Origin of the sequence: Roseovarius sp. (genome assembly GCF_018066915.1) — a bacterium.
Classification (GTDB): Bacteria; Pseudomonadota; Alphaproteobacteria; order Rhodobacterales; family Rhodobacteraceae; genus Roseovarius.
In genome coordinates this window covers 1-10,068 of the sequence record NZ_JAGPVV010000311.1, presented here as the reverse complement: position 1 = coordinate 10,068, position 10,068 = coordinate 1, and the positions used below count along the sequence as shown (strand labels likewise).

The 10,068-nt window shown below is 62.4% G+C and carries 12 protein-coding genes; 4 read left to right on the top strand and 8 right to left on the bottom strand.

What is annotated here, in order from left to right; genetic code table 11:
* From rpsD to KBT70_RS17585, 8 genes are all read right to left on the bottom strand, one after another.
* The coding region (gene rpsD, locus KBT70_RS17620) for a 30S ribosomal protein S4 (RefSeq protein WP_296637268.1) at window positions 1-442 on the bottom strand (442 nt) is incomplete at its 3' end.
* 166 nt (window positions 443-608) lie between these two features.
* Window positions 609-1,139: a peroxiredoxin gene (locus tag KBT70_RS17615; protein ID WP_296637265.1), complete on the bottom strand. Its 531-nt coding sequence runs from the start codon at window positions 1,137-1,139 to the stop codon at window positions 609-611.
* 85 nt (window positions 1,140-1,224) lie between these two features.
* Complete coding sequence (locus KBT70_RS17610) at window positions 1,225-2,289, bottom strand: Hint domain-containing protein (RefSeq protein WP_296637262.1); 1,065 nt, start codon at window positions 2,287-2,289, stop codon at window positions 1,225-1,227.
* 101 nt (window positions 2,290-2,390) lie between these two features.
* Complete coding sequence (locus tag KBT70_RS17605; RefSeq protein ID WP_296637260.1) at window positions 2,391-3,323, bottom strand: lipid A-modifier LpxR family protein; 933 nt, start codon at window positions 3,321-3,323, stop codon at window positions 2,391-2,393.
* Between the two features lie 137 nt (window positions 3,324-3,460).
* On the bottom strand, window positions 3,461-4,045 hold the full coding sequence (locus KBT70_RS17600) for a GNAT family N-acetyltransferase (RefSeq protein WP_296637257.1): 585 nt from the start codon (window positions 4,043-4,045) through the stop codon (window positions 3,461-3,463).
* Complete coding sequence (locus KBT70_RS17595) at window positions 4,042-4,437, bottom strand: ketosteroid isomerase-related protein (RefSeq protein WP_296637255.1); 396 nt, start codon at window positions 4,435-4,437, stop codon at window positions 4,042-4,044. The genes KBT70_RS17600 and KBT70_RS17595 overlap by 4 nt, the downstream gene beginning before the upstream one ends.
* On the bottom strand, window positions 4,434-4,895 hold the full coding sequence (locus tag KBT70_RS17590; RefSeq protein ID WP_296637252.1) for a low molecular weight phosphatase family protein: 462 nt from the start codon (window positions 4,893-4,895) through the stop codon (window positions 4,434-4,436). The genes KBT70_RS17595 and KBT70_RS17590 overlap by 4 nt, the downstream gene beginning before the upstream one ends.
* A 3-nt stretch (window positions 4,896-4,898) precedes the next feature.
* Window positions 4,899-5,378 (bottom strand): UPF0262 family protein, encoded by a 480-nt coding sequence (locus KBT70_RS17585; RefSeq protein WP_296637250.1) that lies wholly within the window; start codon window positions 5,376-5,378, stop codon window positions 4,899-4,901.
* Between the two features lie 274 nt (window positions 5,379-5,652).
* Between KBT70_RS17585 and KBT70_RS17580 the strand changes: the two genes are divergently transcribed.
* The 4 genes from KBT70_RS17580 to KBT70_RS17565 form a co-directional block, all read left to right on the top strand.
* Window positions 5,653-6,312: an ATP-binding cassette domain-containing protein gene (locus tag KBT70_RS17580; RefSeq protein WP_296637246.1), complete on the top strand. Its 660-nt coding sequence runs from the start codon at window positions 5,653-5,655 to the stop codon at window positions 6,310-6,312.
* Window positions 6,290-7,927 (top strand): capsule biosynthesis protein, encoded by a 1,638-nt coding sequence (locus KBT70_RS17575; RefSeq protein WP_296637244.1) that lies wholly within the window; start codon window positions 6,290-6,292, stop codon window positions 7,925-7,927. The genes KBT70_RS17580 and KBT70_RS17575 overlap by 23 nt, the downstream gene beginning before the upstream one ends.
* Before the next feature lies 1 nt (window position 7,928).
* Entirely contained in the window at window positions 7,929-8,762 is an 834-nt protein-coding gene (kdsA, locus tag KBT70_RS17570; RefSeq protein ID WP_296637241.1) for a 3-deoxy-8-phosphooctulonate synthase, read from the top strand.
* A gap of 16 nt (window positions 8,763-8,778) precedes the next feature.
* A partial coding sequence (locus KBT70_RS17565) for a phosphomannomutase/phosphoglucomutase (protein ID WP_296637238.1) occupies window positions 8,779-10,068 on the top strand: 1,290 nt, incomplete at its 3' end.

Sequence of the window (10,068 nt, the reverse complement as noted above, 5' to 3'; positions counted from 1 at the left end):
TGGAACGGTCACGGACCTCGATCACATCGCCCTCTTTCACACGGTAGGAGGGGATGTTGACCCGCTGGCCATTCACGGTGACATGACCATGGTTCACAAACTGGCGTGCGGCGAACATGGTCACGACGAACTTGGCGCGGTAAACCACGGCATCCAGACGGCGCTCCAGAAGGCCGATCAGGTTCTCGCCAGTGTCGCCCTTGACGCGCTCGGCTTCGGCATAGATGCGGCGGAACTGCTTTTCGGTCAGGTCGCCGTAATAGCCCTTAAGCTTCTGCTTGGCGCGCAACTGCAGACCAAAGTCAGAGATTTTGGCCTTGCGGCGCTGACCGTGCTGGCCGGGGCCATATTCACGCTTGTTGACGGGGGATTTCGGGCGGCCCCAGATGTTTTCACCCATCCGGCGGTCAATTTTGTATTTGGCAGACGTGCGTTTGGTCACGGCTGATCTCCTTCACTTGAATCGAAGGGCGTTGTCCTCTGCGTTCCGGCATGTTCCGGTCAGCCGACAGGTATCCCCTTGCAGGGTCCACCAACACCAATGAAGCCGCGCTTATACAGGTGCCCCAGCGGGTGTCAACAGGGGTGTTGCGCGCCCAACGCCCGCCTCACCCCGCCTGCTTGATATGCGCCAGCAGCGTCTCGGCATCCGAGACCTTGACCGGCACGCCCGCCGGGTTGTCCTGAAACCCCGGCTCGGCAAAAAGCGCGGTGATCACCCCATCCTCCACCAGCATCGAATACCGCCAACTCCGCTTGCCCATGCCCTGACGCGAGCGGTCCACCAGCATCCCCAAACCTTGAGCAAAATCGCCATTGCCATCGGGCAGCATCATGGTCTTTTCGATCCCCTGCGCCTTGCCCCATTGGAACATCACAAAGGCATCGTTGACCGAGGTGCAGATCACCCGGTCGATCCCGGCGGCGATGAAGTCGTCATAGAGCCGCTCATACCCCGGCAGGTGGCTCTCGGAACAGGCAGGCGTAAACGCCCCCGGCAGACCAAAGACCACCACGCGCTTGCCAGCAAAAATATCGGCGGTGCTCAGATCCTTCCATTCAAACGGGTTGTCGCCCTCCAGCGCCGGATTGCGCACGCGAGTATGAAAGATGACATCAGGGACAGTTTTGGGGGTCACGTCGGGTTCTCCGGTTCAGGCGAGGGCTATTGCCCCCGTCATAAACCACCTGCGCCAAGGGTAAAGGGGCCAGCGCCCCCGCACCTTAGGCCGCCTCATGCGCGAGGATCGCCGCTTCCGACCCGTTCAGACAGCGCCGTGCATAGCCGCCATAGAGATTGGGCTCGTATTCCAGATTGGGATTGATCGCCAACAGCCGCGCGCGGTCGCCCTCATCAAGGGTCGAGAACGCCGTGCTCGCCGGATGAAAGCTTTCGGTTTCCACGCCATTGGCCCAGATGATCTGATGGCGCGGCAAGAGCAGGTGAATATATGTCACCTCCCGCGATGAGAGGTCCACCGCCACCGTGTCATTGTTGATCAGGTCGCGCGCCATGACCAGAACCTCGGGCGTGTTGAAGAGCGCGCGCGCCACATCGCCCCGCACCAGCATCCGGTGTTCGGGACTGACCAGCAATTCCGCATCCGGCCGCCCGATGCCAAGCGCCCCGGCCCGCAGCCGGATCGGCCGCAGCTTGGGCATGGCAAAGAGCCGCGCGCCCGTCATCCGGCGACTGCCGATCCACTGGATTTCCTCGGCGCCGTTGTCGCGGGTCTGCACATGGTCGCCCTCGCGCAACTCCTCGACAAGACGCGGCCCCTCCGGCGTCTCGATCCGTGTGCCGGGGGTAAAACAGATGACCCCCCCGCTCGCCGGTCCGGTCGAGGCCCCGCGCATCCCCTCCAGCGAGTGATGCACGATCCACATTTCCCGTCCGCGTGGCGGAATCTCGTCGTGAAACATCAAGAGCGGTGTGCCCTCGCTGCCCACTTCGATGATCGTGACCGTATAGCTGCGCGTGCCGTCGGTGACGACAAAGCCCAGATCCATCAGCGGCTCGTCCACCTCCGTCGGGATCAGATCGCGCGTGTTGTTCATCGCCGCGCCCACCAGACGCCGCACCATCCGTGCCGCACGTTTGCGGTTCACGGTTTCCCCATTCGCCCCTTCCAGACGCAACAGTTGGTTCGGCCCATCGACGCGCACCGCATCGCCCCGCCAGGACCATGTTTGTCCCACCGAAAGCGACTGCACCGGCGCAGTCGTGATCCCGTCCAGTTCTGTTTGCGACCAGGAAATGACGAACGTGCCTCGAAAGCCCGTCCCCATAACCCTGACTGCCTGCCTCTTCGTTTCTTTTTTTATCGCTTATTATTATCGTAAAGGTAGCAAAGGCGAATCACTCTGAAAAGCCCCTGATTGCATTTTTGTCAGAACCGAAGCCGGAACTGCACAGCGCCCAGAAATTGTCCCTCGCGCTGCTCGTCGAATTCCTCGCTCAGCCACGTCAACCCGTAAAAGAGCGCGGCCCCGTTGCGGTTTTCCCAATGCAGCCCTGCGCGCAGGCGGGTGCGATCCTCGGTCAGGGTGACACCGCTGCGCGCGGGCAGGTAATCGCTGTCATCAACATAGGCGATATCCGCCCCCAAGAGAAACGCCGTGCCCGCCTGTTCGGCCCGCACCACCCGGTAGCGATGGCCCGTGACCGCATCGCGCACCTGCAATTCCCCGCGCCCGATGTCACCAAAGGTGATGTCTGCGCCCGCCCGGATCAGGTCCTCAACCCCCAGCCGCGCCTCGGCAAAGGGGCGCAGCCGCGCAAAGCCCAGCTCAAACTCGCGGCTCGCTTCGAACACGCCAGAGGGGCGGATGCCATCGTCGATCTGGTTGCGCCTGACCCGCCGGCCCACGTCACGCCCGCCCAGAAACCCGTGCAAAAAGTCTTGAAAATCATCAAGCTGCGTCTGCGGCCCGGTCACGATCAGGTCTGCGCCCAAGGCGTAATCCACCTGAGCCTTCTGAAAATGCGTATGCAGCCCAAACCCGAGCGCGCCGACATAGGGCCGATCCAGCGGGGCAGGGCGGCTCAGGTTCTCGGGCGCGATCACCTCGCCGTGAAAGCGGAATTCGAGCAATTGACCGATGCGCTCTGGCGCGTGACCCTGCCACGCGGGCCCCCAGACCCGGCTCGATGTAATCGACCCGGTGCGCCACCGATCATCCGTGTCGCCCAGAACGTCATTAGTGAAAAGCAGGCCATAGCCCAAGCGTTGCCGCCCTTCGGATTGTGCCGAGGCGGCTGTCGTCAGGCCCGTTATCAGTGCCAGAAGCGCCCCGAGGGCAATGGCGAAACTACGTGTCATGCGTCACGTCCCCATACTGCGCCCCCCGGCAGTTTCTGCTTAGCAAACCCTCAGGCGAATTGACCAGCTAAACTTTACCATTCCGCGAAACCGTGGCGCAAATCCCGCAAATTCCATGGTGGGCCAGTCAGCATTCGTCAGAGCGCGCGCATCCAGACCTGCAGATCATGGGCGCTCTCGCTGTCTGCCCCGATCTCCCGCCAGTTGAATGTGGCCATCGCCCCTGCCAGCGGCGCATAGCCCCGCTTGCGCCAGAACGCGTCCAGCGGCTGATACCCGTCAGGCCGCTCCGGGTGATCCTTGGGCCGCACAACCGAGCAAAAGGTGGCATAGTCACGCCCAAGGTCGCGCGCCTGCGCCTCGCGCAGATCGAAAAACCGATGCCCGATGCCCTGTCCGCGATAGGCGGGCAAGAGCACGCTTTCGGCGCAGTAAAATATCTGCTCCAGCGCAATACCGCTCTCGGCGAACGCTGCACCGAAATCGTCCGCGTGATCCTCCATCGGGGCCCCTGTGGCCGCCCCGATCAGGCGCGCGCCGTCATAGGCCCCCACCAGAATGGCATTGGCACTGTCGCGGTAGACCTGCAAATACCGCTCTTCATAGGCGGCATCGCCGTCGTAGAGATAGGGATAGGCCCGAAATACTTCGATCCTGAGCCGCGCCACATCCGGCAGGGCCGCGGTCAGCGCGTCCCCCGTCAGCCGCGCGACCCGGATCATGCCGAGACCTGTTTCACCCAATCTGCGAGGTTGTAATATGTCACCACGCGGGTGATCAGCCCGTCCTTGAGCGTGAAGAACGACCCGGCAGGCAGGACATAGGTCTGCCCCTTCGCCTCCGGCAGGCCCTCGTCTGTCTCCAGATAGGTGCCGTTGACGACGAATTCCGCCGCCGCCCGCGTGCCGCCTTCGGCGTCAAAGATCACCATATCGGTCAGCTCTTCGCGGTAGCACCGGCTCATGTGCTCGCAAAAGGCGCGAAAGAGGTCCTTGCCTTCGCGCACCTGCCCCTCGTTTACATGATGGCGCGCATCGTCGCTCAGGCAGGCCAGCATCGCGGGCGTGTCGCCCCGGTTGAAGGCATCGAAATAGGCTTTGACGGTCTCGTTCATAAATCCTCCCGGGGTGGTCCCCAACGGTCTTGCAAATGCCCGATGATCTGGTCTCGGGTCTGACGATAGCTATCCAACCGCGCCTCGCGCGTCTGCGCAAGGCCGGTCGGGTCCATGATCGGCCAATAGACCACGTCGAGATGAAAAAACCGCGTCAATTCGAGGGCCCGCCGCTGGCTTGCCGGGCTTAGCGCCACGATGATGTCAAACGAGGACAGATCGTCGCCCCATTGCTCCATCTGGTCAAAGCTGCGCGAGCGGTGCCGCTCCAACTCTACGCCGATCTCGCGGCACACGGCGATGCTGAACCCGTCGATCTCCATATCGTTCTTGACGCCTGCCGATTGCACATAGGTGTCGGCACCATAGAACTTCTTCATGATCCCCTCGGCCATGGGCGAGCGGACCGCGTTGTGATCGCAACAGAACAGCACCGATTGCGGCAGCGGCTCGGGCATCCCTCAGCCCCCGAAATGCAACACGCAGATCAGCGTGAACAGGCGCCGCGCGGTGTCATTGTCGATCTCGGCCTTGCCCTCCAGCCGCTCGGCCAAAACACGCGCGCCTTCGTTGTGAATCCCGCGCCGCGCCATGTCGATGGTCTCGATCTGAGAGGGCGGCATGTTCTTGACCGCGTCGAAATAGCTCTCGCAGATGGCCCAGTAATCCTTGACCACCTGCCGAAACGGGCTCAGCGACAGATGAAACTCGGCCGCCGGTTCCTCGGTCTCGGTGCGGATGTCGAACACCAGCCGCTTTTCGCGGATCGCCAGCCCCAGACGATAGGGGCCGTCCGGCACCGTCCGGTCGTCGCGCGACGGCAGGATGAAAGAGTTCTCCTCGATCAGGTCATACATCGCCACCTTGCGCTCCTGCTCGATCTCGGGCGTGGGCGGCGGCAGGTTGGCATCATCCAACTCGATATGGCAAATCCGGCTCATGGTCTTACTCGTGCTGCGTCTCGTTCCTGTCCCTAGCGCAGCGCAGCCGCTTGGGCAATCATCCCGACCGCGCCCGTGTCGCTTCCATGCGCGGCGTCACTCCCCCGCCACGCCTGCCGGGAAATTGCCACGAATTCCGAGGGATTGATCACAATCTTGCCTTGTTGCCGTGGCAAATTGTTCCCAGATCGGCAATAATAATGAAAATCAGGCTAAGCCGACCTTAAGAGTATCCCGTTATAGTCGGGGAGAGCAGGTTTACCGGGGCGATTGAATGCTCGAGTTCGAGAACGTCAGCAAGTCCTTTTGGACAGGCACGCAGCGCAAGGTCATTCTTGACCGCGTCTCGTTCCGTGTCGAGCTTGGCCATAGCCTTGGCATCCTCGCGCCCAATGGCACGGGCAAGACGACGCTGATCAACATGATGGCCGGTCTGGAAAAACCGGATGAAGGCGTGATCCGGCGCGGCTGTCGCATCTCTTTTCCTCTGGGCTTCATGGGGGGCGTGATCAACCGGCTATCGGCGCTCGACAATTCGCGCTACATTGCGCGTCTCTACGGCCTCGATCCCGATTACATCGAGGCCTATTGCCGTTGGCTCTGCGGCTTGGGCGAATATTTCGACCAGCCGCTCGGCACCTATTCCTCGGGTATGCGCGCACGCTTCAGTTTCGCGCTCATGCTGGCCCTCGATTTCGACATGTATCTCATAGATGAGGGCATGCCCGGCTCGACCGATGTCGAGTTCAACCGCAAGGCAGGCGATATCCTTCAGGAACGCCTGCGCACCACCACCGTGATCATCGTGTCGCATGATCCCAAGGTGCTGGAAAAATTCGCCCGCTCGGCAGCCGTGCTGATGGGCGGAAAACTGTATATGTTCGACACCTTGGAAGAGGCAAAAGAGCTTTATGATTACGAAACCCAAGGCTAGAAAGTTCCGCATCCGCCGGAGCGCCGATCCTCTCGCGCCGCGCGTCGCCACCTCGGCGGACGCAGGTGCGGCCGTGCCTGTGGCAGACCCCGCGCCGCCCCTGCAAGAGGGTCAGATTGCCTCGGCGCGCGAAACCGCAACCAGCCAGAATATTGACGATATCCGCCGCGAGGGTCTGACCGGGCGCGAATTGCGCATGGCCCGCCGCTTGGCGCAGAAATACGGGCTCGCCCCAACCTCGGATTTCGACGCCGTGCGCCTTTTGCGCGCGCGCGGCATCGACCCGTTCCAGCGCGCCAATATTCTCGAGCTCGTGGCCAGCGACGGTGGCAACACCCCGCCGCCCCCGCCCAATGGCATGGCTGCGCCAAGTGATCCGGGCGCGCCGCAGGGCCGCGTGCAACTGCCGCAAACCGTGCCCGTCGCCCGCCAGACGCTGCCCTCCACCGAGGTCAGCCCGGCCGACCGCCGCGCCAAGGAAATCTTGGAAATTCAACGCGATATCGGCCGCCGCCGCCGCCGTCGGCTGGTGCTGCTCTTCTCGCGCCTCGCCGCCTTCGTGCTCTTGCCGACCCTCCTCGTCGGCTATTATTTTTACGCCATCGCCACGCCGATGTATGCGACCAAATCCGCCTTCTTGATCCTCTCGGCGGATGGCGGCAGCAGCACGGGTGGCGGTTTGGGCGGCCTTTTGCCCACGCAATTCGCCACCGGTCAGGATGCCATCGCCACTCAGGAATACCTCGAATCCAAGGATGCGATGCTGCGCCTTGACGAGGAACTCGGCTTTCGCGCGCATTTCAGCGATCCGTCGATCGACCCGCTCCAACGGCTCGACCCCGATGCCAGCCACGAAACCGCCTATAAACTCTATCGCAAATACGTGAAACTCGGCTACGATCCGACCGAAGGCGTCATCCGGATGGAGGTCTCGACCGCCGATCCCGCCCTCAGCGCCACCTTTTCCGAACGCCTCATCAAATATGCCGAAGAGCGTGTGGATGACCTCAGCCGCCAGAAACGCGAGGATGCGGTCAGCACCGCCGGCACCAGCTTGGAGCAGGCCAAGGCCGACCGTCGCGCCGCCCAGCAGATGCTCGTGACGTTGCAAGAGGGGACCATCCTCGATCCCGAGGGCGAGATCGCCAGCATCCGCAGCCTCGTGAACACCGTCGAATTGCAGCTTCAGGAAAAGGAATTGGCCCTCAATATCCAGCTCAACAACGCCCGCCCCAACGCCGCCCGGGTCGAGGCGCTCCAGAGCGAAATCGAGATCCTGCGCGCCGAACTCGACCGCCAGAAAAGCCGCTTGACCGAAGCGACCGCCGGCGAAAGCTCGCTCGCGTCCAAGACCGCGGCGATCCAGATGGCGCAGGCCGATCTCGCCACCGCCGATCTGGTGCTGCAATCCGCGCTCGAGGCGAAACGCCAATCCGAGATCGAGGCCAACAAACAGGTCCGCTATCTCACGGTCAGCGTGCGGCCCCTCGCTTCGCAAGATTCCTCCTATCCGCGCGCCTTCGAGAATACGATACTGGCCTTCCTGATCTTTTCTGGTATCTACCTGCTCATCTCGCTTACAGCGTCCATTCTGCGTGAACAGGTGTCCTCCTGATATGATACACATAGACCTCAACGGGCGGGCCATCGGCAACGACCGTCCCCTCACACTCATTGCCGGGCCGTGCCAGCTCGAATCCGCCGATCACGCCCAAATGATCGCAGGCACCCTGCAAGAGGCCTGCGCCGCCTATGGCGCGGGGTTGATCTTCAAGGGGTCGTTCGACAAGGCCAACCGCACCTCGCTCTCGGGCAAGCGCGGTCTGGGGATCGACGAGGGGCTCAAGGTTCTGCAATCGGTCAAGGATACACTTGGCTTGCCCGTGCTCACCGACATCCACACCGCCGATCAATGCGCGCCCGTGGCCGAAGTGGCCGATGTCCTGCAAATCCCCGCCTTTCTCTGCCGCCAGACGGACCTCCTGATCGCGGCCGGTGAAACCGGCGCGGTGATCAACGTCAAGAAGGGTCAGTTTCTCGCCCCTTGGGACATGCCCAATGTCATCTCCAAGATCGAGAGCACCGGCAACACCCGCATCATGCTGACCGAACGCGGCACCTCCTTTGGCTACAACACCCTTGTCGCCGACATGCGCAGCCTGCCGCAGATGGCGGCGACGGGCTATCCGGTGGTGATGGACGCCACCCATTCGGTGCAACAACCCGGCGGGCGTGGCGGCAGCAGCGGCGGGCAGCGCGAATTCGCCCCCGTGATGGCCCGCGCCGCCGTGGCACTTGGCGTGGCAGCGGTTTTTATTGAAACCCACGAAGACCCGGACAACGCGCCCTCGGATGGGCCCAACATGATCCCGCTCACGCAGATGGCCGGACTCATCGACATGCTGATGCAATTCGACCAGTTGGCCAAGGCGCATCCCCTGTCCATTTGACCGAAGAGAGAATTCCATGTCCAAACCCTTGCCGACCGTCACCCCCAATACTTGGGAATTCCTGCGCGATGCCATGATTGCCCCCACAGGCTTTCGTGAATATGACGCGCGCTGGAAATACCCCGACCAGATCAACCTGCCCGGCATCACTGCCCTTGGCCTCGGCCTTGGCACGCAGATGCACGCGCGCGGCATCCCGCCTGTGATCGCGGTCGGCAATGACTATCGCGACTATTCGCTCTCGATCAAGAACGCCCTCATGCTCGGTCTCATGCAGGCGGGGATCACGGTCAAGGACATCGGCCCCGCCCTCAGCCCCATGGCGTATTTCGCGCAATTCCACCTCGACGTGCCCGCCGTCGCCATGGTCACGGCCTCGCACAATCCGAACGGCTGGACCGGGGTCAAGATGGGCTTTGACCGCCCCCTCACCCACGGCCCCGACGAGATGGCCGAACTCCGCGATATCGTGCTCGAGGGACGCGGCCAGTCTCGCCCCGGCGGTGCCTACGAATTTGTTCCCGGCGTGCGCGAGGCCTATCTCGACGATCTCGTCGGCGATTTCCGCATGACCCGCAAACTCCGCGTCGTCTGCGCCACCGGCAATGGCACCGCCTCGGCCTTTGCGCCTGAGCTGTTCGAGCGATTGGGCGTCGAGGTGATCCCCTCGCACAACACGCTCGATTACACCTTTCCGCATTACAATCCTAATCCCGAAGCCATGGAAATGCTGCATGACATGGCCGAAACCGTGCGCGTCACAGGCGCCGATTTCGCGCTTGGCTTTGACGGCGATGGCGACCGCTGCGGCGTTGTCGATGACGAGGGCGAGGAGATCTTTGCCGACAAGGTGGGCGTCATAATGGCGCGCGACCTCTCCAAGATTTACCCCAACGCCACCTTCGTCGCTGATGTGAAATCCACCGGCCTCTTCGCCTCTGACCCAGAACTGATCAAGAACGGTGTGACCGCCGATTACTGGAAAACTGGCCACTCCCACATGAAACGCCGGGTCAAGGAATTGGGCGCGCTCGCAGGCTTTGAGAAATCGGGGCATTACTTCCTCGCCGAACCCATCGGGCGCGGTTACGACTGCGGCATGCGCGTCGCAGTCGAGATTTGCAAACTGATGGACCGCAATCCCGATATGTCGATGTCCGACCTGCGCCGTGCGCTGCCCGTGACCTATGCGACGCCCACCATGTCGCCCTATTGCGCCGATACCGAGAAATACGTCGTGCTCGACCGCATCGTCGCCAAACTCGTTGCGCGCCACGCCGCAGGTGAACCCCTCGCCGGGCGCGCG

Coding starts and splice junctions, on each gene's coding strand:
- KBT70_RS17610 (WP_296637262.1), bottom strand. CDS start 2,289: ATGGGGACGGGCTTTCGAGGCACGTTCGTCATTTCCTGGTCGCAAACA.
- KBT70_RS17605 (WP_296637260.1), bottom strand. CDS start 3,323: ATGACACGTAGTTTCGCCATTGCCCTCGGGGCGCTTCTGGCACTGATA.
- KBT70_RS17600 (WP_296637257.1), bottom strand. CDS start 4,045: ATGATCCGGGTCGCGCGGCTGACGGGGGACGCGCTGACCGCGGCCCTG.
- KBT70_RS17595 (WP_296637255.1), bottom strand. CDS start 4,437: ATGAACGAGACCGTCAAAGCCTATTTCGATGCCTTCAACCGGGGCGAC.
- KBT70_RS17590 (WP_296637252.1), bottom strand. CDS start 4,895: ATGCCCGAGCCGCTGCCGCAATCGGTGCTGTTCTGTTGCGATCACAAC.
- KBT70_RS17585 (WP_296637250.1), bottom strand. CDS start 5,378: ATGAGCCGGATTTGCCATATCGAGTTGGATGATGCCAACCTGCCGCCG.
- KBT70_RS17580 (WP_296637246.1), top strand. CDS start 5,653: ATGCTCGAGTTCGAGAACGTCAGCAAGTCCTTTTGGACAGGCACGCAG.
- KBT70_RS17575 (WP_296637244.1), top strand. CDS start 6,290: ATGATTACGAAACCCAAGGCTAGAAAGTTCCGCATCCGCCGGAGCGCC.
- kdsA (WP_296637241.1), top strand. CDS start 7,929: ATGATACACATAGACCTCAACGGGCGGGCCATCGGCAACGACCGTCCC.